The sequence below is a fragment of the Vescimonas coprocola genome, from assembly GCF_018408575.1.
Taxonomy (GTDB): Bacteria; Bacillota; Clostridia; order Oscillospirales; family Oscillospiraceae; genus Vescimonas; species Vescimonas coprocola.
Map to the genome: position 1 here is coordinate 349912 of NZ_AP023418.1, position 22787 is coordinate 372698.

At 62.0% G+C, this 22787-nt stretch carries 26 protein-coding genes; 13 read left to right on the forward strand and 13 right to left on the reverse strand.

Features of this window, described 5'->3' with window-relative positions; genetic code table 11:
• The first annotated feature begins 49 nt into the window (after positions 1–49).
• From xseA to KJS28_RS01800, 7 genes are all read left to right on the forward strand, one after another.
• Positions 50–1255, forward strand: a complete 1206-nt coding sequence (gene xseA / locus KJS28_RS01770) for an exodeoxyribonuclease VII large subunit (RefSeq protein ID WP_213541500.1) — start codon at positions 50–52, stop codon at positions 1253–1255.
• On the forward strand, positions 1255–1482 hold the full coding sequence (gene xseB / locus KJS28_RS01775; RefSeq protein WP_021858434.1) for an exodeoxyribonuclease VII small subunit: 228 nt from the start codon (positions 1255–1257) through the stop codon (positions 1480–1482). Before xseA ends, xseB begins: the two co-directional genes overlap by 1 nt.
• A gap of 2 nt (positions 1483–1484) precedes the next feature.
• Positions 1485–2354, forward strand: a complete 870-nt coding sequence (locus KJS28_RS01780; RefSeq protein WP_213541501.1) for a polyprenyl synthetase family protein — start codon at positions 1485–1487, stop codon at positions 2352–2354.
• Positions 2355–2437: 83 nt separating this feature from the next.
• The gene (locus KJS28_RS01785; RefSeq protein ID WP_213541502.1) at positions 2438–2605 is read left to right on the forward strand and encodes a hypothetical protein; all 168 of its coding nucleotides are present in this window, start codon (positions 2438–2440) and stop codon (positions 2603–2605) included.
• 153 nt (positions 2606–2758) lie between these two features.
• Positions 2759–3409 (forward strand): DNA-3-methyladenine glycosylase family protein, encoded by a 651-nt coding sequence (locus KJS28_RS01790; RefSeq protein ID WP_213541503.1) that lies wholly within the window; start codon positions 2759–2761, stop codon positions 3407–3409.
• A 1-nt stretch (position 3410) separates the two neighbouring features.
• Entirely contained in the window at positions 3411–3938 is a 528-nt protein-coding gene (locus KJS28_RS01795; protein ID WP_213541504.1) for a methylated-DNA--[protein]-cysteine S-methyltransferase, read from the forward strand.
• 102 nt (positions 3939–4040) lie between these two features.
• On the forward strand, positions 4041–4469 hold the full coding sequence (locus tag KJS28_RS01800) for a GNAT family N-acetyltransferase (protein ID WP_213541505.1): 429 nt from the start codon (positions 4041–4043) through the stop codon (positions 4467–4469).
• A 55-nt stretch (positions 4470–4524) separates the two neighbouring features.
• Here the strand turns inward: KJS28_RS01800 and KJS28_RS01805 are convergent, their stop codons facing one another.
• The 7 genes from KJS28_RS01805 to KJS28_RS01835 form a co-directional block, all read right to left on the reverse strand.
• Positions 4525–6129: a hypothetical protein gene (locus KJS28_RS01805; protein WP_213541506.1), complete on the reverse strand. Its 1605-nt coding sequence runs from the start codon at positions 6127–6129 to the stop codon at positions 4525–4527.
• On the reverse strand, positions 6123–6836 hold the full coding sequence (locus KJS28_RS01810) for an ABC transporter ATP-binding protein (protein WP_213541507.1): 714 nt from the start codon (positions 6834–6836) through the stop codon (positions 6123–6125). Before KJS28_RS01810 ends, KJS28_RS01805 begins: the two co-directional genes overlap by 7 nt.
• 152 nt (positions 6837–6988) lie before the next feature.
• Entirely contained in the window at positions 6989–7237 is a 249-nt protein-coding gene (locus KJS28_RS01815; RefSeq protein WP_021858427.1) for an IreB family regulatory phosphoprotein, read from the reverse strand.
• 88 nt (positions 7238–7325) lie between these two features.
• On the reverse strand, positions 7326–9767 hold the full coding sequence (gene pheT, locus KJS28_RS01820; protein WP_213541508.1) for a phenylalanine--tRNA ligase subunit beta: 2442 nt from the start codon (positions 9765–9767) through the stop codon (positions 7326–7328).
• A 15-nt stretch (positions 9768–9782) separates the two neighbouring features.
• Entirely contained in the window at positions 9783–10820 is a 1038-nt protein-coding gene (locus KJS28_RS01825; protein WP_213541509.1) for a phenylalanine--tRNA ligase subunit alpha, read from the reverse strand.
• Positions 10821–10984: 164 nt separating this feature from the next.
• Positions 10985–11782, reverse strand: a complete 798-nt coding sequence (locus tag KJS28_RS01830) for a hypothetical protein (protein ID WP_213541510.1) — start codon at positions 11780–11782, stop codon at positions 10985–10987.
• Positions 11783–12193: 411 nt separating this feature from the next.
• Entirely contained in the window at positions 12194–12619 is a 426-nt protein-coding gene (locus KJS28_RS01835) for a YbjN domain-containing protein (protein WP_213541511.1), read from the reverse strand.
• Positions 12620–12770: 151 nt separating this feature from the next.
• Between KJS28_RS01835 and KJS28_RS01840 the strand changes: the two genes are divergently transcribed.
• From KJS28_RS01840 to KJS28_RS01850, 3 genes are read left to right on the forward strand one after another with little or no spacing between them, the layout of a single operon-like run.
• Complete coding sequence (locus KJS28_RS01840; RefSeq protein ID WP_213541512.1) at positions 12771–13646, forward strand: NAD(P)H-hydrate dehydratase; 876 nt, start codon at positions 12771–12773, stop codon at positions 13644–13646.
• A 43-nt stretch (positions 13647–13689) separates the two neighbouring features.
• Complete coding sequence (locus KJS28_RS01845) at positions 13690–13878, forward strand: hypothetical protein (protein WP_213541513.1); 189 nt, start codon at positions 13690–13692, stop codon at positions 13876–13878.
• On the forward strand, positions 13862–14275 hold the full coding sequence (locus KJS28_RS01850) for a hypothetical protein (protein ID WP_213541514.1): 414 nt from the start codon (positions 13862–13864) through the stop codon (positions 14273–14275). Before KJS28_RS01845 ends, KJS28_RS01850 begins: the two co-directional genes overlap by 17 nt.
• 222 nt (positions 14276–14497) lie before the next feature.
• Here KJS28_RS01850 and KJS28_RS01855 read toward each other — a convergent pair whose 3' ends face one another.
• Positions 14498–15670, reverse strand: a complete 1173-nt coding sequence (locus KJS28_RS01855) for an MFS transporter (protein ID WP_213541515.1) — start codon at positions 15668–15670, stop codon at positions 14498–14500.
• A 132-nt stretch (positions 15671–15802) separates the two neighbouring features.
• Here KJS28_RS01855 and KJS28_RS01860 point away from each other — a divergent pair, with 132 nt between their 5' ends.
• The gene (locus KJS28_RS01860) at positions 15803–16381 is read left to right on the forward strand and encodes a GNAT family N-acetyltransferase (RefSeq protein ID WP_213541516.1); all 579 of its coding nucleotides are present in this window, start codon (positions 15803–15805) and stop codon (positions 16379–16381) included.
• Between the two features lie 88 nt (positions 16382–16469).
• On the opposite strand, the gene glmS is transcribed toward KJS28_RS01860, so the two are convergent.
• A complete protein-coding gene (gene glmS / locus KJS28_RS01865) occupies positions 16470–18305 on the reverse strand; it encodes a glutamine--fructose-6-phosphate transaminase (isomerizing) (RefSeq protein WP_213541517.1) in 1836 nt (611 codons plus the stop codon).
• 341 nt (positions 18306–18646) lie between these two features.
• Between glmS and KJS28_RS01870 the strand changes: the two genes are divergently transcribed.
• Entirely contained in the window at positions 18647–19330 is a 684-nt protein-coding gene (locus KJS28_RS01870) for a DUF421 domain-containing protein (RefSeq protein WP_213541518.1), read from the forward strand.
• Positions 19327–19710: a DUF4363 family protein gene (locus KJS28_RS01875; RefSeq protein WP_213541519.1), complete on the forward strand. Its 384-nt coding sequence runs from the start codon at positions 19327–19329 to the stop codon at positions 19708–19710. The genes KJS28_RS01870 and KJS28_RS01875 overlap by 4 nt, the downstream gene beginning before the upstream one ends.
• On the opposite strand, the gene nrdR is transcribed toward KJS28_RS01875, so the two are convergent.
• The 4 genes from nrdR to KJS28_RS01895 form a co-directional block, all read right to left on the reverse strand.
• A complete protein-coding gene (gene nrdR / locus KJS28_RS01880; protein WP_021858415.1) occupies positions 19711–20166 on the reverse strand; it encodes a transcriptional regulator NrdR in 456 nt (151 codons plus the stop codon).
• A 95-nt stretch (positions 20167–20261) separates the two neighbouring features.
• Positions 20262–20738 (reverse strand): hypothetical protein, encoded by a 477-nt coding sequence (locus KJS28_RS01885; RefSeq protein ID WP_213541520.1) that lies wholly within the window; start codon positions 20736–20738, stop codon positions 20262–20264.
• Positions 20739–21129: 391 nt separating this feature from the next.
• Positions 21130–21546: a type II toxin-antitoxin system PemK/MazF family toxin gene (locus KJS28_RS01890; RefSeq protein ID WP_213541521.1), complete on the reverse strand. Its 417-nt coding sequence runs from the start codon at positions 21544–21546 to the stop codon at positions 21130–21132.
• A 70-nt stretch (positions 21547–21616) separates the two neighbouring features.
• Positions 21617–22759 (reverse strand): acyltransferase family protein, encoded by a 1143-nt coding sequence (locus KJS28_RS01895; RefSeq protein ID WP_213541522.1) that lies wholly within the window; start codon positions 22757–22759, stop codon positions 21617–21619.
• Positions 22760–22787 lie beyond the last annotated feature (28 nt).

A 22787-nucleotide genomic window follows, 5' to 3' on the forward strand; every position in this document is an offset into this window, starting at 1 on the left:
GCAGGTGCGCTTGCTCTGCCTGCACTGCATTTTCAGGAAGGAGGAAGCGATGGAAGGCCAGATCTATACCGTATCGGAGGTCAACGGCTTCATCAAAAACGTCATTGACGGTATCCCCCAGCTCTCCGGCATCTACATCCGGGGGGAGCTGTCCAACTATAAGATATACCCCTCCGGGCATCACTACTTCACCCTGAAGGACGGGGAGGGCGCTCTGCGGTGTGTCATGTTCAAGGGCAGCGCCATGAAGCTGCGGTTCCGGCCGGAGAACGGGATGCAGGTCATCGCCTATGGGCGCATCAGCGTGTTCCCACGGGACGGGGCCTATCAGCTCTACTGCTCCCAGCTGTCGCCGGACGGCGTGGGGGATCTGTATGTGGCCTTTGAACAGCTGAAGGACAAGCTGTACCGGGAGGGACTGTTCGACGAGGGACACAAGAAGCCTCTGCCCCGATATCCCCAGCGCATCGCCATCGTCACCAGCTCCGCCGGGGCGGCGATCCACGACATGATCCGCATCCTGCGGCGGCGCTACCCCATTGCCAGGGTGCTGCTGCTGCCGGTGCGGGTACAGGGCGTGGAGGCTCCGCCGGAGATCGTAGGGGCCATCCGCTACGCCAACCGCTGGAAGCTGGCGGACGTGCTCATCACCGGCCGGGGCGGCGGCTCCATGGAGGACCTGTGGGCCTTCAACGACGAGCGGGTGGCACGGGCCATCTACGCATCAGAGATCCCGGTGATCTCCGCCGTAGGACATGAGCCGGATGTGACCATTGCCGACTTCGTGGCGGACCGCCGTGCCTCCACCCCCAGTAATGCCGCCGAGATCGCCGTGCCGGACATGGCGGAGCTGCTGCAGCGGCTGGACAGCTTCCGCAGCCGTATGGCGCAGGGGACGCTGAACGGGCTGGAGCGGCAGGAGCGGCGGCTGATGGCACTGGCGGAGAAGCGGGTGCTGACGGACCCGCTGGCCTTTGTGCAGGATAAGCGGCTCCAGCTGGACTATGTGCAGCAGAAGCTGCTGACGGCGGCCAATGCCCAGTGGCAGGAGGAGCAGCGGCGCTTTGCGGCACTGGCGGCCAAGCTGGATGCCCTGAGTCCCCTGAAGGTGCTGGGCCGGGGCTACGCCATGGCCCGGACGGAGGACGGCGCAGTGCTGCGGACGGCGGCGCAGGTGCAGTCCGGGGATACCATTCATTTGCGGCTGGCGCAGGGCGGCCTGCGCTGCACGGTAACGGAAAAGGAGGAAGCGTGATGGCAGACAAGACCTTTGAAGAGAATATGACCCGGCTGGAGGAGATCGTCACCCGGCTGGAAAAGGGGGACGTGCCTCTGAGCCAGTCCCTGTCCCTGTTCGAGGAGGGGACCCGGCTGGCGGCAGCCTGCCGCACGGAGCTGGATCAGGCGGAGCAGCAGGTGGTGCGGCTGATGAAGGGCCCCGACGGCGCTCCGGTGGAAACGGAATTTGCAAGCGAGGAATGACCATGGATTTTTACACCCGATATGCCGCCTATCAGGCGGCCATTGAACAGTATCTGGAGGGACTTTTCTCCACGGATAAGCCCTATGGAAGATTGCAGGAGGCCATGCGGTACAGCCTTCTGGGCGGCGGCAAGCGCATCCGCCCGGTGCTGACGCTGGAGCTGGCCCGTTTGGGTGGGATAGACTGGCATCTGGCTCTGCCCTATGCCTGTGCGCTGGAGCTGGTCCACACCTACTCCCTCATTCACGACGACCTGCCCTGTATGGATGACGACGACCTGCGGCGGGGAAAGCCTACCTGCCATAAGGCCTACGGCGAGACGCTGGCGGTGCTGGCGGGGGATGCCCTCCAGCCGGAGGCCTTTCGGCTTATTGCCGAGGCCCCCTGTATGTCGGCAGAGAGCCGAGTGGAGGCCATCCGGGTGCTGTCCCACGCCGCCGGCGCCGACGGTATGGTGGCCGGTCAGGTGATCGATACCCTGTGCGGTGTATCCACCCAACAGGAGCTGACGGGGATGTACCGGCTGAAAACCGGGGTCATGATCTCGGCGGCGGCGGAATTGGGCTGCGTGGCGTCGGGGATGCCGGCGACCATGCGGCAGCAGGCCATCGCCTTTGCCGACAAGCTGGGCTTGGCCTTCCAGATCCGGGACGATATGCTGGATGTGGTGGGCGACGAGGCCGTGTTCGGCAAGCCCATCGGCTCCGATCGAGAGGAGGGGAAGGTCACCTTCGTGGACGTGCTGGGGCTGGAGGGCTGCCGCACGGCCGTGGAGGAGTGTACCCGCCGGGCCGAGGAGGCCATCTTCCCGTGGCCGGATCACGACTTCCTACTGACGCTGGCTCACTCGCTGGAGGAGAGAAAGAAGTAAGGGATCGATAAAAAGGATCGGTAAATAAAATACCCCGCCAGTCAGGCGGGGTATTTTGCTGCCGATGGGAGGAGCGGAAACTCATGGCGGCGGCTCCCGTGGCGCAGAAGTACCGCACCACCAGCGCAAGGGCCGCCTTCCCCGGCGGCCACGGCAAATGTCCGGCCCTCCGCCGCCCCGGCCAGCAGGGCGCTCAGCAGGGCGGAGATGGCGGACATCATGGCGATGTTGGCCGCCAGCGCACACCATAGAGCGACGGGATTCGCAAATAAAATCTCCTTTGGGGTGAAGGAGGTCGGGATACGGGGCGTTTGGCGGAGGGGGTTGACAGCGGCGAGAGGGTGTGGTACATTCGAAACAAATGTTCTGGACGAAAGGGACGGATGCAGGCAGGGGGCGGAGAGATGTATTTCGGCTATGGTGAGACGGAGCTTCAGTATCTGCGGAGCAGAGACAAGCGGATAGGGGAGGTCATCGACCGGGTGGGGATGATCCGGCGGGAGGTGGACCCGGATCTATTCGCCGCCGTGGTACACCACATCGTGGGGCAGCAGATCTCCACCAAGGCGCAGGCCACCGTCTGGCGGCGGATGCAGGAGGCGCTGGGGACCGTGGACGCCGGGAGCGTACTGGCGGCGGGACCGGAGGGCTTGCAGGCGCTGGGCATCAGCGGGCGCAAGGCGGCCTACATCACGGACTTTGCCCTCCGGGTTCAGAGCGGAGCCTTCGACCCGGAGACGGTACGGGAGAGCAGCGATGCGGAGGCCATCCGGCAGCTGTGTACCCTGAAGGGCGTGGGGGTGTGGACGGCGGAGATGATCCTGCTGTTCTGCCTGCAAAGACCGGATATTTTCAGCTATGACGATCTGGCCATCCAGCGGGGACTGCGGATGGTGTATCACCACCGGCAGGTGGGCCGGGAGCTGTTTGAGAAGTATCGGCGGCGGTACAGCCCCTATGGCAGCGTGGCCAGTCTCTATTTGTGGGCGGTGGCCGGAGGTGCTGTGCCGGAGCTGCGGGACTATGCGCCGCAGGGAAAGAAAGGGGCGAAGTGATATGACAGCGTGGCAGAGCTATGCTTCCCCGGTGGGGGAACTGCTGCTGGCGGCGGACGAGGAGGGCCTGACGGGCCTGTGGTTGGCGGGGGAGAAGTATTTCCCGGGCGTACCGGAGGACGCTCCGCAGGAGACGCCGGTGCTGGAGGAGACCAAGCGGTGGCTGGATATCTATTTTGCGGGCAGGGAGCCGGACTTCCTGCCGCCGCTTCATCTGGCAGGCTCCCCCTTCCGGCAGGAGGTGTGGGCGCTGCTGCGACAGATCCCCTACGGCGAGACCACCACCTATAGGGCGCTGGCGGAGGCCGTGGCCCGGAAGCGGGGGCTGCGGCGGATGTCGGCCCAAGCGGTGGGTGGCGCTGTGGGACACAACCCCATCTCCATCATCGTCCCCTGTCATCGGGTGGTGGGCAGCGACGGCAGTCTCACCGGCTATGCCGGGGGACTGGAGCGCAAGGTGCAGCTGCTGAGGCTGGAGGGTGTGGACATGAGCCGCCTGTATGTCCCCAAGAAGGGGACGGCCCTGTAAGGAGGAGCGATATGGAGATCAAGAAGCTGGATCCCGCCCAGTGGCGGGGGGTATGGCTTCACGGCATGGTATCAGACCAGAGGCTGCTGGGATATCGTCCCGGTGGAGGAGGGCTTTCGGATAGAGTACCATTCCTTCGGAAAGGTGGAGGAGCGGTCCTTCAAAGACACCCTGTTCGGGGAGTGGCTGGAGGCTCCGGTGGTGTACGGCGCTTTTCAGGATGGGGAGCTGCTGGGCATTGCGGAGGGCTCTCCGGAGTCGTGGAACCACCGATGGCGCATCAGCAATCTGTGCATTTTTCAGGAGAAGCACCGGCGCTGCGGCGTGGCCACCGCTCTGATGGAGAAGATGCTGGAGGAGGCGGCCCCCATGCGGATGGCGGTGCTGGAGACACAGACCTGCAACGAGCGGGCCATTGCCTTTTATCGGAAGTGCGGGTTTCAGGTCATCGGCTTCGACCTGTACGCCTACTCCAACCACGACCCGGAGGCCCACGAGGTGCGGCTGGAGATGGGAAAGAAGCTCACATGAAAAAGAGATGCCGTATGCCACTGGCATACGGCGTCTCTTCTTCATGTATGGGGGATCACAGGGCGGCGAAGATGCGGCTGCCGGTCTTTTTCACCCAAAGGGACAGCACGGCGGAGAGGATCAGCACCAGCGCCGTGACGACGGAGAGATAGAGCAGCGGGTCCAAGCTGCCGATGCCTGTCAGCAGATAGAGGGCGCCGGGGATCATGGCCACGGCCCAACCGCTGAAGAGGGAGAGGGCCACGCAGGCACTCTGCTTGATGGGAACCACCTCGTTGGTCCAGCTGAGGTTGGGCATTTTCAAGCCCAGGAACAGGCCCAGCAGAGCCATCAGCAGGGCATAGGACAGGGCGGTGACGGCGATGAACAGCAGCTCCAGAGGGGAACCGGGGTACACCGCCAGCAAGCACACAAGGCACAGCAGCATAGGCGGTATAGTAATCAGCAGCTGGAGCCGCAGCTTGGCCCGCAGCACCTGCCACGGGGATACCGGCAGAGACTGGGCCAGCCAGAGCTGCTTGCCCTCCAGCGAGACGGAGGGGGCGGTGGTGTCGTTCATGGCACTGAGCAGGCACAGGACGAAGGCCAGCAGCACCGGCATGGCACCGGATCTTTCAGGGAAGGACTGCGACACCAGCTCCAGCAGCTCCCGGCCCTGCCACAGGAGGAAGCCGGAGGCCAGCACCAGAAACAGTGTGCCGAAGCCGCAGTTGAGCATATAGTTGGCGCTGGAGGTGAAGCGGCGCAGCTCCCGGTCCAGCAGGGCGGAGGAAATGCTCCGGCACCGGACGGCCTTGGCCCGGTAGACCTTGCGGCCCACATGGCCGGAGGCCGTGGCGATGGAGAGGAAGCTGCGGGAGAGCAGCAGCCACGTCAGGCCGAACAGCACGGCGATGGCTGCCGTCAGAAGCAGCATGGACAGGGGATCGCCGGCTCCCGCCTGACCGAAGAGGTACACGGGGTAGGCGGAGGAGCGGACCTTATCGCCGTAGAGGGCGATGTTCTGCAGCAGCTCCGTTAGCAGGGAGTTGGCTTTGAAGGAGAAGAAGTAGTAGTACAGGCCGAAGAATACCAGAGACAGCACCACGGTGACGAAGCTTTTATTCTTCAGCTTCAGGCTGACCTTGGCCACCACCCAGCCCAGCAGACAGGAGATGGCCATGACGAACAGGGAGATCAGCAGCAGGAACAGAACGCCCGCCAGCAGGTGCAGCGGGGCGGCGGATACCGTCGCCCAATAGACGATGATGGCCGGCAACACCACCACGCCGGAGTACATGAGGCCCATGAGGTACACCCCCAGCAGCCGGGCGGCGATGAGGGTATTCACCGGAATGGGAAGGGAGAGCAGCTGGTCATTGTCCTTGGGCAGGTAGAGGCTGGAATAGGTGGTGAACACGCTGCCGAAGGCACCCAGCAGGATGGCCATAAGGCCCATGATGGCGAAATAGAACCAGCTCATGCCGGCCTTCGCCATATCCTGACACATGGCGAGGGACAGAAGGGTGAACATCCCGCCGATGATACCCACCATGATGAAAACGAAGAAGATGATGTAGCCCACGGTGGCCGCCTTGGAGCGGGCCCGGTTCTTCTTGGCATCGTAGAGGTAGGCACGGAAGATCTCCGTCAGCTGCTTTTTGACAAGGAGCTTCAGCATGACTCGCCCTCCAGCTCCAGAAAGACCTCCTCCAGAGAGTCGTCGCCCTTGACCTCCTCCATGGTGCCGGAGCGGATCAGCTTGCCGCCACGGATGATGGCTACCTTGTCGCAGAGCTTTTCCGCTACCTCCAGCACATGGGTGGAGAAGAAGATGGCGCCGCCTGCGTCGCAGAACTCCCGCATCATGCCCTTGAGCAGATGGGAGGCCTTGGGGTCCAGACCCACAAAGGGCTCATCCATGATGATGAGACGGGGCTGGTGGAGCCATGCGGAGATGATGGCCAGCTTCTGCTTCATGCCGTGGGAGTAGGCGGCGATGGGTTGGGCCAGATCGTCCGTCAGCTCGAAGCGGGCGGCGTAGTCGTGGATGCGCTGCCCGCGCACCTCCGAGCTGACGCCGAAGATGTCAGCGATGAAGTTGAGATACCGGATGCCGGTCATGTAGTCGTACAGGTCGGGATTATCGGGGATATAAGCCAGCTCCCGCTTGCAGGCGATGGGGTCGGTGCGGATGGACTTGCCGCCGATGGTGATCTCCCCGGCGTCAAATTGCAGGATGCCCACCACGGAGCGGAGGGTGGTGGTCTTACCGGCACCGTTGTGGCCGATGAAGCCGTAGATCTCGCCGGGGGCAATGTGCAGGGACAGGTCGTCCACGGCTTTCTTTTCACCATAGACCTTGGTCAGATGTTGAATGTTCAGCATAATAATGATCCTCATAGTCCGTAGAGTTGGATAGGGATGATGGATACTATAACTGACATGGCGGAAAATGTCAATATGTGGTGGCGGAAGTGGGAAAAAGGGACGCCCGGAGGATATCCTCCGGGCGTCCCTTTTTTACTTGCGGAGGGGCATCAGTCGATGTCCAGATAATTCTTCACCAGAGCCTGCAGCAGCTCGTCCCGATCCACCTTGCAGATGAGGGTGCGGGCGGAGTTGTGGTTGGTGATGTAGGTGGGGTCCTCGGACAGGATGTAGCCCACGATCTGGTTGATGGGGTCGTAGCCCTTCTCCTTCAGCGCCTCGTAAACGGTGGTCAAAACGTGATGAATTTGCACGGATTTGTCCTGTGCGGCGTTGAATTTGCGGGTGAAATCTTCCATAGGGACATACCTCCTTCCGTACTCTGTTACTCATTATACGGCTTTTTTCCCGTTCTGTAAAGAGGGAAAGCGGCAAATGACGGTTCTTTTATTTTCCCCGCAGCTCGGCCCCCACGTGCTTTGCCAGCCGCTTCACGGCGGAGGCGGCGCAGGCCTCGATCTCCTGAGAGGTCAGGGTCTTTTCCGCAGAACCGATGGTCAGACGCAGGGTCACGGACTTCTTGCCCTCCGGCACCTGCTTGCCCCGGTACTCGTCCACAAAGGATACGCCGTGGAGCAGCTCGTGGCGCTTTTCCAGAATAGCGTCCCGCATAGCATCCCACCGGGTCTCGCCGTCCACCAGCACCGACACGTCGTAGTCCGTCATGGGGTACTCCGGCAGGTGGGTGAAGGTGTTGGTGCGGGAGCGGAAGGGGATCAATGCGTCCATATCCAGCTCCAGCAGCATCACCGCCAGATTCTTGATGCCGCACTCCATGGATACCTTTTTGCTCAGCAGGGCCAGATCACCGATGTGCTCCTCGCCCAGATACAGGTTCAGCCACACCACGGTGTCGGCCCACACGGGCTTTTCCACCTGACGGAGGGTATAGGCCTCCATATGGGTGTAGCGGGGCATGGCCTCCACCACGCCCTTGGCCCGGCGGAACAGGGTGGTGATGTCCTTGTCGCTGCCCACGAAGGCGGCGCCCAGATGCTTGCGCTGGGAGGGCAGCTTCTCCCGTTCATCGTAGGGAGCGGTGTAGTTCTCGTCCCGGAATACCTGCGCCGTTTCAAAGAGGGAGAAGTCGGTGAAGTAGCGCTCGTTCTTCACCACTGCCTTGCAGAGATTGGGCAGCAGGGAGGAGCGGATCATCTTCTCCGTGGGGGAGGGAGGCGTGGACAGGGACAGGATGCCGGTGGTATCCTGCAGGATGGCGTTTACATACTGCTCGTCCATCCACGGGTAGGTGAAAATTTCCTGCAGCCCGCAGCGGATGGCCAGATACTCCTTGATGCGCCGCTCCAGATCCTTATCCAGCTGGTTGATGGCCCCGTCGAAGGAGGTGGTGATGGGGGCGGCCTCGAAGTTCTCGTAGCCGTACATCCGGGCTACCTCCTCCATAATGTCCGCCTGAATAGACACGTCGCCGGTGGAGCGCCAGGAGGGAACGGTGACGTGCATGGTGTCGCCGCTGAAGGAGGTGGTAAAGCCCAGCAGGCCCAGCTTATGGGATACATCCTCCTGCGTCAGGGGCTTGCCCAGACGGCGTTCCAGCCAGCTGAGAGCCACGTCCAGCTCCTTGCAGGCCATGGGGGCGGGGTAGTGGTCCACAAGGCCCGTGAACTCCACCTCCGGATACAGCTGGCGGAACAGCTCCGCTGCCAGCTCCAGTGCCTGATCGCAGCGCTGAGGGTCGATGGCCTTTTCATAGCGGGAGGAGGCCTCGGTGCGGTTGTCGTAACGCAGGGCCGTCCGGCGAACGCCGGCGGCGTTGAAGTTGGCTACCTCCAGAATGACCTTGTGGGTGGTGGGCAGGACGGAGTCCTTGGCACCGCCCATGACACCCGCCAGCGCCACCACACCGGCATCGTCGGCAATGACCAGATCGTCGGTGGAAAGGGAGAGATCCTTGCCGTTGAGCAGCAGCAGCTTTTCGCCCTCCTTGGCCCGGCGGACGATGATATGGCCCTGAATGTTATCAGAGTCGAAGGCGTGGGTGGGCTGGCCGGTGGCCAGCATCACATAGTTGGTGATATCCACCAGCGCATTGATGGGCCGCATCCCCGCACGCCACAGGCGGCTCTGCATCCAGAAGGGGGAGGGCTTGACGCACACGCCGGTCAGCTCAGCCCCGATGTACCGGGGGCAGCGCTCCGGGTCCTCCACCGTCACCGTCAGGTCGCCGGCAGGCAGATCACGGGGGAAGGGCCGGAACCGGGACAGGGGCAGCCCGTACAGGGCGGCGATCTCACGGGCCAGACCGTAGTGGCCCCACAGGTCGGGGCGGTTGGTCATAGACTTGTTGTCGATCTCCAGAATGATGTCGTGAAGGTCCAGCGCATCGGCAATGGAGGTGCCGGCGGCTATGTCAAAGGCGCTGAGGTCCAGAATGTGGGCCTCCTCATCGGTGGGGAACAGATCCCCCAGCCCGATCTCGGAGGCGGCGCAGATCATACCGTAGCTCTTGACGCCCCGCAGCTTGGACTCCTTAATTTCCACCGGCTCACCCTCGCCGTGCCAGCGGCACAGGGCGCCGGGGCAGGCCACGGCCACCCGCATCCCGGCGGTGAGGTTGGTGCCGCCGCAGACGATCTCCCGGATATCGCCGCCACCGATATCCGTCCGGCAGATCCGCAGCTTGTCGGCGTTGGGATGGGGGCAAACCTCCGTCACTACGCCCACCAGCATATGCTCGAAGCGCTTGGCCAGGTCCTCGGCCCCCTCCACCTCCACGGTGGACATGGTCAGGTCATAGGCCAGACGGGTCAGGTCCATATCCTCCGGGAGCTTTACATAATCCTTGATCCAATTCAGTGAAACTTTCATGTGTCGTATCCTCCCTTAATGGAACTGACGCAGGAACCGGAGATCGGCGCTGTGGAACAGGCGGACGTCGTCCACGCCGTAGCGCATCATCACCAGCCGGTCCAGACCGATGTTGACATAGAAGCCGGTGTATTCATCCGGATCCAGCCCTGCCGCACGCAGGACATTGGGGTGGGGCGTGCCGCCGGGCATGATCTCGATCCAGCCCACGTGCTTGCACACGCTGCAGCCCTTGCCGCCGCAGACCAGACAGCCCATGTCGATCTCGAAGCCGGGCTCCACGAAGGGGAAGAAGCCCGCACGCATCCGCACCGGGACATCCCGGCCGAACACCTTGGAGAGGATGCTCTTGATCATCACCTTGCCGGAGGCGAAGGTGAAGTCCTTGTCCACGATGAGGGCCTCATACTGGAAGAAGGCACGCTCGTGGCGGGCATCGGTGGTCTCGTTGCGGTACACCCGGCCGGGGTACACGAAGCGGTAGGGGGGCTTGTGGGTCTGCATATACCGCACGGAGCCGCCGGTGAGGTGGGGACGCAGGCAGAGCTTATCCCAGCACTCGCCCTTGTCGTGGCCCTCCAGCCAGTAGGTGTCCATGCTCTCACGGGCGGGGTGGTTGGGGGGGAAGTTCAGGTTGTCGAAGCCGTACAGCTCACTGGTAATGTCGGACTCCTCAAAGATCTCGAAGCCCATAGAGCGGAAGGCGTCGTTGAGGTCGTAGCACATCTGGGTGATGGGGTGCAGACCGCCGGACGGGGGCAGGATGCCGGGGACGGAGATATCGAAGTCCGGCGATACCTCGGAGGCCTTCAGCTTCAGCTCCTCCCGCCGCTGATCCAGCAGCGCCGTCAGCTGGGCCTTGGCCTGATTCACCGCCTTGCCCATCTCCGGCCGCAGGGCGGCGTCCAGCTTGGGAAGCTCCTTCAGCAGTCCCGTCAGGCTGCCCTGCTTGCCCAGCAGCAGGGCCTTGACCTCCTGCAGCTCCGCTTCACTGCGGACGGCATCGATGCGGTCCTTGCCCTCCTGCAGCAGTTGTGTCAGTTTTTCTTTCATCGGTAATGATTCCTCCTTGTATTATGGGGTGGAAGTTTTTAGAGTTTCCCTGCAAAAACTGTGCTGCAGGGGATGCTGCGGGCCGCTTCTCGAAAAGCTCCGGCCACAGCCCTTTGCGGATTTGTATCGGTAATAGCACAAGGTTGTAATGCGGAGTGGTCTGCCTAGAAAAGCTTCCGCATAAATCTGCAAATGCGCTGCCATAGGGAGGGATGGGAGCATTCGGATGCGCCGCCGTCCGGTGCGGCCTTGATTGCGTGCGGCTCGCTGTCTGCCTGACACGGCTGGCTTTCTCCACCGGATGCGCTGCCAGCCGGTGTGGCTGCGGGTAAGCGCCTCTTGTAGCCTGTCCGACATATCTGATCTGCTCTGCTCGTTCTCAGAGCAAGTGGATACCGATTCTCCGGCAATTCCCTGCCGAGATCCCAACTTAGGGACAGGCCAAAGGCAAAATGCGCCGAGCCATCCGGCGTAGAGCAATAAACAGTTCTTTGGCCTTCCCCGTTGCCGTCGAGATCATATTCTTCCGACCAAGTCTCGATGATCTCTTCCGTAATTTTTTCTTTTTTCAGTACCCTGGTTGCGCTGAGATATAGTCCGCCTGTTTTTATGATGCAGGATGACAGCTCCTCCGGGCAGTAACCAGTATTAAAAATATATACTTCGTACTGCCAATTGGCATCATGGCTATTTCCGTCTGATTCTCTGAGAAGGCCGTCAATGCGATATCTGCTTGCCAAGTAAGTCAATACTGCCTCTCGGTAATACTCTACATCAATGGTATCTCCCGACACGTTCCGTATCACCACATAATGCGTTCTGTCAACGGTATACTCCGTTACTGGACTAACAGGCTGCGGGACTTCTACACCCAATAGCCGATAGGCTTCGTCGGTAGCATATACCACAAAATCTTTCTCATATTCTTCAATGATGAATTCCTTTAACAAGTTTTTGTCCATGAGATTCCTCCTTGTTAACTATTAAAAGTGGGATTCGTTCGGGGGAAAAATAAATGCCTTTCATCCCAAAACTAAGGGACGAAAGGCATAGAACTTCCGTGGTACCACCCAGCTTCGCAGCAGCAGCTGCGCACTCGTTTCCCCATAACGGAGGATGACCCGTCCGTGCATTTCCTCACGGCTGCTCCCGGGCGAACACCACAGCGCCTGACGAACCGGCTTCCAGCCGATGGCCGGTCCTCTCTTGGAAAGGCGTTTCCTGCGGAACTTCCCATTCAACGCATTTACCTACCATACTTATACCACAGCCGGGAGAAACTTGCAAGGGGGAATTTGTCCGCCGCCGGGAGAAAACGGCGAAAAACCGGAGGAGGAACGGCTGTCCCTCCTCCGACGGGGTCGTTATGGCGCTCAGCCCCAGAGGGCCTTCATCAGCTCCGGGTAGGCATCGTCACAGATGTTGATGCACCGGGAGACATACTCCAGACAGATATCCCCCACATCGTGGCTGCGGAAGGCCACGTCCGCCTCCGCCTGCACGGTGTGGTCATTGGTATCAATGACGAACTTCACGAAGCGGAACCTGGCGTTCTGCTGATTGATGGCAGCCAGCATGGTGGGCAGCTTGCTCTCCGGGAATTTCACCAGATCGAACATCCGGATGGCCACCGACTTGCAGTCCTCGTCGAAGAAAAATTGCAGCGTCAGGGTGGAGATGTTCTCGCAGGTGTAGCGCAGCACGACAACGTCCTTGCCGGAGTCGGTGGTACCCTTGTACTCATATTTGATGCCCTTGTTGTCCATAGCGTCGGTGAACTGTCTGGTGGAAGAAAGCATAGGTCGTACCTCCTGAAGATTTCGTTTATCCAAGTATAGGGGATACGGCGGCGGATGTCAATACGGCCCCGGCCAAAATGGGGAGGGGGTGTGTTTTTCGGGGAAAATGTGGTATACTCTCCCCAGAATTTACAATGCGGGAGGGCGGATCATGGAGCAGGAGAGAAAAGTCGAGCCCATCGGCCGGGAGCTTGTGAGGCGGCTGCTGCCTCGCCGGGACCCGGAGGGCCACAAGGGTACCTTCGGTAAGGTGCTGTGTCTGTGCGGCAGCGTGGGCTATACCGGAGCGCCGGTATTTGCCAGCCGTGGGGCGGTGCGTTCCGGGGCGGGACTGGTGTTTCTGGGGGTGCCGGAGAGTATCTGGCCGGTGGCGGCGGTGAAAAGCGACGAGGCCATGCCCTTTCCCCTGCCGGAGGCGGAGGGAAGGCTGTCCCTGCTGGCGGAGGAGACTATCCGGCGGCGTGCGGCGGGCTGCGACGCCGTGCTGCTGGGCTGCGGTCTGGGCCGGGGCCGGCAGACGGATGCGCTGGTGCGGCGGCTGATGGATCTGCCCCAGCCGCTGGTGCTGGATGCCGACGGCATAAATGCGCTGGCGGGGCATATGGATGAATGGGAGCGACGGCGTGGCCGGGTGACGGTGCTGACGCCCCATGAGGGAGAGTTCCTCCGGGTGGGCGGCGACCTGTCCCAAGGACGGACTGCGGCGGCGGAGGACTTTGCCCGCCGGTCCGGGGCCGTGGTGGTGCTGAAGGGGCCGGGGACCGTGGTGGCCGGGCCGGACGGCCGGTGCCGGGTGAACACCACCGGCAACTGCGGCATGGCCAAGGGCGGCAGCGGTGATGTGCTGTCCGGGGTGGTGCTGGCTCTGCTGGGACTGGGCATGGACGCCTTCGATGCCTGCTGCTGCGCCGTATGGCTCCACGGCCGGGCCGGGGATCTGGCGGCGCAGGAGAAGGGACAGTGGGGCATGACACCCACGGATCTTCTGGAGCGTCTGCCGCAGGCCCTGCGGGAAGTGACGGAATAGAGAGACGGCGGGAAACGGAGAGCCTTCCGGAAGGGAGGAGACGTTGAAACGAGGAATGTATCTGGCGGCGGCGCTGTGCCTGCTGCTGTGCGGCTGCGGGAAGAAGGATGCGGCTGAGGCGCAGGCGGTGCAGCAGCGGTATGCGGCTCTGACGGGGGCTGTGGCGGAGGCGGAGATCGTGAGCCATCCGGAGGGGGGAGACTCGCAGCTTTACGGTGCGCTGCACCTGTGACCGGACAAAAGACACGGCCACCACCACGGTGATGGCCCCGGAGGAGCTGGCGGGGCTGTCCGCCACCGTCACCGGGGAGAAGCTGCTGATCCAGTATGACGGTCCGGCGCTGGCGGCAGGAGTGGGGGACACCGTGTCCCCGGCCAACTGCATCCCCTATCTGCTGCGGGCGCTGGCGGAGGGGTATGTGCTGGAGGTGGGGGAGGAGACGCTGGAGGATATCCCCTGCCTGCGGCTGGCGCTGGACACCACAGATGCCGACGGCGAGAAGGTGGTGTGTACCGTGTGGCTGGCAGAGGAGGATCCGGTGTATGCAGAGCTTTCAAGGGAAGGGAAGCTGTTGCTGTCGGTGCGCTTCACGGCGTTTCAGCAGACCAAAAGCGACGGTGGAGAATAAAGGCAAGCCCTGACCGTCCTGTGAGCCTATCAAAAAAGTGAGAGCCTTTCGTCAACGGGGCGGAAGGGTGTGTGCGGGAAACCCGGAAGGGTGTCCTGCACGATGATGATCCCCATTTTTCAGAACTTTTTGAAGTTCTGAAAAATGCCTCAGCGTGTCGAAAAGACTGTTTCGACACGCTGACAGGCCGGAAGTACTTGACTTCCGGCCTGTTTCTTACATTTATTTCTTCCGCACGGCATAGATGACCACCAGTAGACCCACTGTGGCGCAGATGGTGCAGAACAGCAGCATCCCATTTACGCCGGTTCGATCCAGCAGCTGGCCGCTGACGAAGTTGCCGAAGGCGGAGCCAACGCCGGTAGTGGCCATGCCCATGAGGGACTGGCCCTTCACCTGATTGGCCGGGTCGATGTGTTCGGCCACATAGTATACCGTGGCGGGGATGAAAATGCCGTACTCGAAGAAGTCCAGCGCCGCCGCCAGATACAGCACCGGCACCGACCGGGCTGCCCAGAACAGCCCGGCCCGGATGACGAAGAAGACGGCGCAGAAGATCAGCAGCCACACCAGCGGTACCTTACGCCGCATCCGGCTGAACAGACCCATGGCGGGCAGCTCCAGAAACGCCGCTACCGCCAGCGCCGAGCCCATCATGCTCTCACTGCCGCCCACCTTGCCCACGATATGGATCATGTAGGTACAGGTGGCGCTGTGGCAGGCCATCAGCAGCGCACAGCCCACCAGCAGCCATGTGTAGGCGGGGTAACGCCGCAGCACCTGTCCCACGGACAGCACCGGGCCGCTTCCTGCGGTGGCCTCCATCGTGCGGGAGGCCCGGAAGCGCCATGTCAGCAGCAGGAGCAGCAGCATTTCCCCGGCAAATACCGGCAGCACCGCCGTGGGGGCGTACCGCTCCACCACCACGCCCAGCACCAGCACCGATGCGGCGTAGCAGGCGGAGCCGAGACCCCGGCTCAGACCGTAGTTCAGGGCCACGCCATGCTGCTGCAGCTCCATGGCCATGGCACTGTGGAAGGGGGCCGTGGCCGTCAGAGAGATGCCCACCAGCACATACAGGACCGCCGTCACCGCCATGCTCCCGGCGGAGCACCACAGTCCCACGGCGCACAGCAGCAGAAGTCCCGTCAGGGCCATGGCCAGACGGCGGCTGGTGAAGCGTCGGTCCCGGTCCGCCAGCGACGCCAGCACCGGCTGCACCGCCAAGGGCATCAGCAGCGCCAGCGCAGACACCGTACCGATCTGGCTGTTGCTGAAGCCGCGGTATAGAAGCAGCACCGACAAAAAGGCCCAGATGGCGGCAAAGCCTGCCCAGTAAAGGCTCTGGATCCCGGCGTAGCACAGGTTCAGCTTTCGCAGCTGTCCGCTCTCCATGAACATCCCTCCCTATGGTTCAAAAGTGTAGTATCAAAAGCGGGCCCTGTCAAGAAGCGATTTTTCTTGACATTTTTTGTCCTGTTATTATACTTAAATGCAATCGATTCCATTGTCCGGGAGGAACACGCCATGTCTGTCATTATCCGGGACGCCTGTATCTCCGATGCGCCCCGTCTGCTGGAAATTTACGACTACTACGTTCAGCATACCGCCATCAGCTTCGAATATACCACCCCCACGCAGGAGGAGTTTTGCCGGCGGATGCGGCACATCATGAGCCGCTACCCCTATCTGGTGGCGGAGGTGGACGGCACGGTGCAGGGCTACGCCTACGCCGGGGCTTTTGTGGGTCGGGCCGCTTATGACTGGAGCTGTGAGCTGACCATCTATCTGGCCCGCGACGCCCGGAAAATGGGGTTGGGGCGGCAGCTGTATACGGCGCTGGAACAGCGGTTGGCGCAGATGGGGGTGCTGAACCTCTACGCCTGCATCGGCTGGCCGGAGGCGGAGGACGAGTATCTCACCCGCAACAGCGCCCAGTTCCATGAGCATCTGGGCTTCACGCTGGCCGGGACCTTCCGCCGCTGCGGCTATAAGTTCGGCCGCTGGTACGACATGGTCTGGATGGAGAAGCTCCTTGCGCCCCACCGGCCCCAGCAACCGCCCATTATTCCCTATCCGGACCTGCCCCACGGCGAAAACGTGTGAGGGAGAGAAATAAAAAACCTGCGGTACCGTGTACCGCAGGTTTTTGTTGATTTTTTCGGTTTTCCGCAGGGAAAACGGGACAGAGAGCTTACTCCACCGTGACGCTCTTGGCCAGATTCCGGGGCTTGTCGATGTCGCAGCCACGCTCCAGCGCAATGTAGTAGCTCAGCAGCTGCAGCGGCACCACGCCCAGCTGGGGCAGCAGCATCTCCTCGGTGTCGGGAATGGTCATCAGCATGGGGACACGCTTGCCCATCTCCCCGGCATGGCTCTCGGTGGTCAGGGCCAGTACCTGTGCGCCACGGGCCTGCACCTCCACCACGTTGCTCATGGCCTTGTCAAACAGCGGGGTATATGTCCCCAGCGCAATGACCAGCGTGCCATCCTCAATGAGAGAGATGGTGCCATGCTTCAGCTCGCCGGAGGCGTAGGCCTCGGAGTGGATATAGCTGATCTCCTTGAGCTTCAGGCTCCCCTCCAGCGACAGGGCGTAGTCCAGATTCCGACCGATGAAGAACACATCCTCCCGGCCGGCGCAGCGCTTGGCGATGTCGTGGATGTGCTCCGCCTGCTCCAGAATACGCTCCATCTGCTCCGGCAGCTTTTCGATGCCTCGAACCATGGCGCTGTACACCTCGTGATCCAGCGTCCCCATGACCTGACTGAAATACAGTCCCAGCAGATTCAGCACCGCCATCTGGGTGCTGTATGCCTTGGTAGTGGCCACGGCGATCTCCGGCCCGGCCCACGTATAGAGTACCGTATGGGACTCCCGTGCGATAGAGGAGCCTACCACGTTAACGATGCTCAGGATGTGGGCGCCCCGGCGCTTGGCCTCCCGCAGGGCCGCCATGGTGTCCAGCGTCTCGCCGGACTGGCTGATGACGATGACCAGATCGCCCTTGCCCACGATGGGATCGCTGTACCGGAACTCGGAGGCCAGACACACCTCCACGCTGCGCCGCAGCATCCGCTCCAGATTGTACTTGCCCACCATCCCCACGTGGTACGACGATCCGCAGGCCACAATGAAGATCTTGTTGATGTCCCGGATCTGCTGATCCGTCATGTTCAGGTCCCGCAGCACCACCTGACCACCTTGGATGCGGGCGGCAGTGGCCTCCCGGATGGCACGGGGCTGCTCGTGGATCTCCTTGAGCATGAAGTGCTCGTACCCGCCCTTCTCGGCGGCGGCCACGTCCCAGTCCACATGGCGATGTTCCTTCTCGATGGGCCGCATCTGGCTGTCGTATACCCGGATGCCCTTAGCACTGAGAATGGCCAGCTCGCCATCGTCCAGATAGGCGATGTCCCGTGTGTGGCGGATGATAGCCGTCACGTCGGAGGCGATCATGTTCTCCCCCTCACCGAAGCCCAGCAGCAGCGGCGCATCCTTCCGGGCGCACAGCAGACGGTCCGGGTAGTCGGCGCAGATGATGCCCAGAGCATAGGCCCCGTCCACGGCGTGGAGCATCCGGATCATGGCCTCAAAGATGTCGCCGCAGTCGGCATAGTAGTAGTCCAGCAGCTGGGCCACCACCTCCGTATCCGTCTCGGATCGGAAGCCGTACCCCTTGTGGAGCAGCTGCTCCTTCAGCTCGGCGTAGTTTTCGATAATGCCGTTGTGTACCACGGCGATGCGGCCACTCTGGCTCACATGGGGGTGGGCGTTGATGTCGTTGGGCTCCCCGTGGGTGGCCCAGCGGGTGTGACCGATGCCCAGATGGCCCGGCAGATCCGCCCCGTCGTGGGTCAGATCGCTGAGCACCTGCAAGCGCCCACGGGATTTCTTGACCCGCAGCTGCCCATCGCCGCACACGGCGATGCCCGCCGAGTCGTAGCCCCGGTACTCCAGACGGCGCAGACCGTCCAACAGGATGGGAGCCGCTTCCTGCTGGCCCACGTATCCTACAATTCCGCACATATCTTAAAATTCCTCCTGAAATCGCTTGATTCATCGGCCCATACGGATACGCAGTCCATCCGCATGAGCCACTCCGGTCACAGCCTCTCTGTTTTGCGGTCACCCGCATATTTACCGGCTGCGTCACGCACCCGAAGCGGCACGGGAGAGCTTCCGCCGAAACGCTCGATCCTCTCTCCTCCTCGTTGTCCTGCCGGAGGGCAGGCACTGGCGCTTGTGATGGGATATCCCCATGGCCTCCTTTCTCTGCTGCGTCTTTATAAAAACAGCCCTGGCTGCTTCTATCGTGGATAATTTTCCCTCCTGCGGCAAATACTGCCGGAAAAGGAGGGCGCTTATTCATGGCAACGGCATTTTTCCGCACCGTCATTCTTTATCTCCTGCTGATTGCAGGACTTCGCATCACCGGCAAGCGTCAGATCGGAGAACTGGAGCCCATCGAGCTGGTGCTGACCATGCTTCTCAGCGATCTGGCTTCCGTCCCCATGCAGGATTTCGGCATCCCTCTGGTTAACGGCATCGTCCCCATCGTCACGCTGCTGTCGCTGTCCATGCTCCTCAGCTATGGAAGTCTCCGCAGCGTCCGCTTCCGCACGCTTCTGTGCGGGGAGCCGACCCTGATCATCCGCAGCGGCCACATCCTGCAGGATGCCATGCGCCGCAACCGCCTGACGGTGGATGAACTGCTGGAGGCTCTGCGGGGGCAGGGCATCTCCGATCTGCAGGAGGTGAAGTACGCTGTGCTGGAGACCAGCGGTCAGCTGTCCGTCCTGCCACGGGCGGACTGCCAGCCGGTGACGCCACGGCAGCTGTCTCTCCAGCCGGAGGACCCACAGACCCTGCCCACCGTGGTCATCAGCGACGGCCGCCTGCTGCGCCGCAGCATGGAGCGGCTGGGGCTGGACGATGGGTGGCTTCAGGCCCGGCTTCGGGACGCCGGGGTCCGGTCACCCCGTGAGGTGTTCCTGCTGTCGGTGGATGAGGCGGGCAGCGTGGTATGCCTGCCCAAGGAGGGGAAGGCATGAGACGTGCGCTGATCCTGCCGACGGTGACGATCCTTCTGCTGCTGGGACTGTGCATCGCCAACGGGCTTTTGTTGCGGCAGCACACGGACCGGTGGTCCGGCATGGCTGCCGAGACCGCCCGATACGCCCGGTCGGAGCGCTGGCCGGAGGCCCGCCGGGAACTGGACGCTCTGGCGGCAGACTGGGACGAAGCCCAGATCTATCTGCATATCGTGGTACACCACAGCACCTTAGGCGAGGTGCAGACGCTGCTGACCCGCTGCAGTACCCTGTGCGATACCGGGGACTCACAGGCCCTGCTGCCGGAGCTGGCAGAGCTGCAATGTCAGCTGGATGCGCTGGATGCGCTGGAGCGCATCAGCATTCGGAATATCCTGTGATCATTTTTCGCTGAGGAGCTTGTTCAGCTCACTCATGAAGGTGTTGATGTCCTTGAACTGACGATACACCGAGGCAAAGCGCACATAGGCCACCTCGTCGGCCTTTTTCAGTTTCTCCATGACCTTCTCGCCGATGATCTCGGTGCTGACCTCCCGCTCCAGAGAGTTCTGCACCTCCTGCTCGATCTCGCTGGCCATGCGTTCCATGTCCGCCACCGGCACCGGCCGCTTCTCGCAGGAGCGCTGGATGCCCCGAAGGATCTTGCTGCGGTCAAAGCTCTGGCGGCTGCCGTCCTTCTTGATGACCACCATGGGCAGGCTCTCCACCGTCTCGTAGGTGGTGAAACGCTTCTCGCAGGACAGGCACTCCCGCCTGCGGCGAATGCTGCTGCCCTCGTCGGCGGGCCGTGAATCCACGACCTTACTCTCCCGGAATCCGCAATAGGGACATCTCATATGCTTCCGCCTCCCGTTTTTCGGCGGATAGTCCGCCAGTTTGGGAGTAGTATACCACATTCCTACAAGATATGGTAGCATAAATGTAAATTTTTTTATGTCTCCCGGTCCTCCAGTGCAAAAATGGCCCACTCCCGGCCCCGGAGGGTTCGGACACTGGCCAGACAGAACAGCCCCGTCAGCGGGAAGGGGCCGTCCTCCCGGAAGGGCAGGGCCAGATACCGCCGCCGCCCGACCCGGCGGCACAGAGCGCCCTCCGGCAGTGCCAGTCCGGGAAACTCTCCGGCCCATACGGGACGCCAATCCTCCGGGGTGGATACCGGCTCCGCTGCTCCGCCCAGCAGCGCTCCCAGCCCCTCCGTCAGCTGCCGGGAGAATCGCCGCTGGAGGATACCCTGCCCGCCCTCGGCGCAGCCCAGCAGCAGCCGGTTCTGACGGCCCACAGCGTAGAGCCGCCACAGGCCCTCCGTCAGCCGGTATTCTGCCCGGAAGCAGGTGTCTGCTCCCTCCGGCGCCGCCGTCAGGCGGCCCACCTCCTGTGCGCCCCAGCGCAGGGTGGTTCGATTTTCCATGGTGACCTCCTTTCAGTGGAGCATTTTGCATAAGGAACGTGCCTCCGGCGGCCCACTTTTCCCAGCAGCTGGAAAAGTAGGCAAAAGAGCCGCCAGACACCGATGGTTTCTGGACTTCCTTTGCCTTCAAGAGTTTCATTCGATAGGGGACGTAAGGGGAATTGACTCAGCAACAGACCCGCTGCCGCTCCCACTCTGATGACGGGACCTGTGCGTCTACCGCTAAGAAATGCGGATTCCCACGACCAGTTTGCGGACTGGTTTCGGAATGACAGGATGAGAGGTATTTTCCGGCGGGCGAAAGCTGATCTCCCCCACAACAAATAAAAAGGGAGGGCCAGCGCATTCTATGCACTGGCCCTCCCTTTTATGCTCCGTCCGGTATGTAGCGTCATACCAGACGGCTGTTGGACAGTCCGAAGCTCACGGCAATGGCGGCGTCTACCCGCTGCATCACCGTTCCGTCCACCTTACCCATCCGCTCCCGCAGCCGCCGCTTATCCAGCGTACGGATCTGCTCCAACAGGATCACCGAATCCTTGGGCAGGCCGCAGCACTGGGCCGCCACCTCGATATGGGTGGGCAGCTTGGCCTTCCCCGTCTGGGAGGTGATGGCCGCTGCGATGACGGTGGGGCTGTGGCGGTTGCCGGTGTCGTTCTGCACGATGAGCACCGGACGCACGCCGCCCTGCTCACTGCCCACCACAGGGCTGAGATCGGCATAGTAGATCTCTCCACGTCTGACATTGGTATCCACAAAGTCCACACTCCGCCGGAAGAAGTACCCGCCGCAGCGGGTCAACTTCATTCTCCCACGCAGCCGCCGGATTTATACGCCGCCGGGGAAAATCCCTGACCGGCGCTGCCCCCGCATCATCCTATGCCTGAGCTGTGCCGGCGGTTCCCACCTTGGCGGAGCGGCGGAGCAGACGCATCAGCAGCGAGACGCAGCACTCCACCACGGCGGCCAGCAGCAGGGAGACGAGGATGGTGCCGCCCACCGTCAGGGGGAAGTAGTTCAGCTGATCCGTCACCGAGGGGACGGCAGATTTCAGCATGGTGTACAGGTAGTTGTCCGGTATCCACGACACCAGATACGCACCGAGGGTCAGCTTGGAGAGATAGCCGGTAAAACGTGCAATGGAAGTAGGGGGGGTGGAATATCGGATGGAGTTCAGCAGAAGAAATACCAGCACCGTGTCCACCACGTTTTGCAGGCTCCCCCAGTCGCACCAGCTGCCCCAGACGAAGGGGATGCCCTGATTGCGCCAGACGTTGTAGCCGCCGAAGCACAGCACTGCCAGCAGCAGAAGGGCCGCCAGCCGCCCGGTCCGCAGGCGCTTGATGTCCACATGGGCCCGGAGATAGCCCCCTAAAAAGTAATAGGTGATGGGATAGAGCCGCTGCCACCAGTCCGGCACCAGCTGGTCATAGGAGGTGCTGAGCCACGGATGCAGCAGGGTCTCGGCACTATGCAGATTGTAGATATTGACCATACCGGGCAGCACGGTCAGTACCAGCAGCACCGCCAGCAGGGCCCGCCGGGCGGCGGGGGTGGCGAGACTCTGCCACAGGGCGTTGAGAAACGGCGTCAGAAGCAGCAGCCCGAAGTACATATTCATGTACCACGAATACTGCTGGAAGCTCAGCAGATTCTTCACGGCGCTGCGGATGGTCTGCTCCTCTCCCAGCCATAGCACCCGATACAGCAGGATGACCCCGGTGGAGAGGGCGTAGGTGAGGAAAATGGGGAGAAGCTTTTTGTAATACCCCAGCAGACCGGAGCGGGTCAGCGGGATGTGCTTTCCCGCAGAGAGGTAGCCGGAGAGCAGCATATACAGGGGGACGCAGACCATAAAGGCGGTACGCATGACGGTCATCAGCGCCATGCGGGGGCCGACGATGGCCGTGTCATAGTAGGTGGAATTCAGAAAGAAATGGACAGACGGGACGGCCAGAAAGGCCAGGATTCTGGTCAGATCCAGGCCAATATCCCGCTGTGTGCCGTTAGCAGCAGACATGATGTTCTCCTTACGGTTGAAAATGTGA

What these genes read in the sequence shown, in the direction of transcription:
- xseA (WP_213541500.1), top strand. Translation starts at nt 50, where the DNA reads ATGGAAGGCCAGATCTATACCGTATCGGAGGTCAACGGCTTCATCAAA.
- xseB (WP_021858434.1), top strand. Translation starts at nt 1,255, where the DNA reads ATGGCAGACAAGACCTTTGAAGAGAATATGACCCGGCTGGAGGAGATC.
- KJS28_RS01780 (WP_213541501.1), top strand. Translation starts at nt 1,485, where the DNA reads ATGGATTTTTACACCCGATATGCCGCCTATCAGGCGGCCATTGAACAG.
- KJS28_RS01785 (WP_213541502.1), top strand. Translation starts at nt 2,438, where the DNA reads ATGGCGGCGGCTCCCGTGGCGCAGAAGTACCGCACCACCAGCGCAAGG.
- KJS28_RS01790 (WP_213541503.1), top strand. Translation starts at nt 2,759, where the DNA reads ATGTATTTCGGCTATGGTGAGACGGAGCTTCAGTATCTGCGGAGCAGA.
- KJS28_RS01795 (WP_213541504.1), top strand. Translation starts at nt 3,411, where the DNA reads ATGACAGCGTGGCAGAGCTATGCTTCCCCGGTGGGGGAACTGCTGCTG.
- KJS28_RS01805 (WP_213541506.1), bottom strand. Translation starts at nt 6,129, where the DNA reads ATGCTGAAGCTCCTTGTCAAAAAGCAGCTGACGGAGATCTTCCGTGCC.
- KJS28_RS01810 (WP_213541507.1), bottom strand. Translation starts at nt 6,836, where the DNA reads ATGCTGAACATTCAACATCTGACCAAGGTCTATGGTGAAAAGAAAGCC.
- KJS28_RS01815 (WP_021858427.1), bottom strand. Translation starts at nt 7,237, where the DNA reads ATGGAAGATTTCACCCGCAAATTCAACGCCGCACAGGACAAATCCGTG.
- pheT (WP_213541508.1), bottom strand. Translation starts at nt 9,767, where the DNA reads ATGAAAGTTTCACTGAATTGGATCAAGGATTATGTAAAGCTCCCGGAG.
- KJS28_RS01825 (WP_213541509.1), bottom strand. Translation starts at nt 10,820, where the DNA reads ATGAAAGAAAAACTGACACAACTGCTGCAGGAGGGCAAGGACCGCATC.
- KJS28_RS01830 (WP_213541510.1), bottom strand. Translation starts at nt 11,782, where the DNA reads ATGGACAAAAACTTGTTAAAGGAATTCATCATTGAAGAATATGAGAAA.
- KJS28_RS01835 (WP_213541511.1), bottom strand. Translation starts at nt 12,619, where the DNA reads ATGCTTTCTTCCACCAGACAGTTCACCGACGCTATGGACAACAAGGGC.
- KJS28_RS01840 (WP_213541512.1), top strand. Translation starts at nt 12,771, where the DNA reads ATGGAGCAGGAGAGAAAAGTCGAGCCCATCGGCCGGGAGCTTGTGAGG.
- KJS28_RS01855 (WP_213541515.1), bottom strand. Translation starts at nt 15,670, where the DNA reads ATGGAGAGCGGACAGCTGCGAAAGCTGAACCTGTGCTACGCCGGGATC.
- KJS28_RS01860 (WP_213541516.1), top strand. Translation starts at nt 15,803, where the DNA reads ATGTCTGTCATTATCCGGGACGCCTGTATCTCCGATGCGCCCCGTCTG.
- glmS (WP_213541517.1), bottom strand. Translation starts at nt 18,305, where the DNA reads ATGTGCGGAATTGTAGGATACGTGGGCCAGCAGGAAGCGGCTCCCATC.
- KJS28_RS01870 (WP_213541518.1), top strand. Translation starts at nt 18,647, where the DNA reads ATGGCAACGGCATTTTTCCGCACCGTCATTCTTTATCTCCTGCTGATT.
- KJS28_RS01875 (WP_213541519.1), top strand. Translation starts at nt 19,327, where the DNA reads ATGAGACGTGCGCTGATCCTGCCGACGGTGACGATCCTTCTGCTGCTG.
- nrdR (WP_021858415.1), bottom strand. Translation starts at nt 20,166, where the DNA reads ATGAGATGTCCCTATTGCGGATTCCGGGAGAGTAAGGTCGTGGATTCA.
- KJS28_RS01885 (WP_213541520.1), bottom strand. Translation starts at nt 20,738, where the DNA reads ATGGAAAATCGAACCACCCTGCGCTGGGGCGCACAGGAGGTGGGCCGC.
- KJS28_RS01890 (WP_213541521.1), bottom strand. Translation starts at nt 21,546, where the DNA reads ATGAAGTTGACCCGCTGCGGCGGGTACTTCTTCCGGCGGAGTGTGGAC.
- KJS28_RS01895 (WP_213541522.1), bottom strand. Translation starts at nt 22,759, where the DNA reads ATGTCTGCTGCTAACGGCACACAGCGGGATATTGGCCTGGATCTGACC.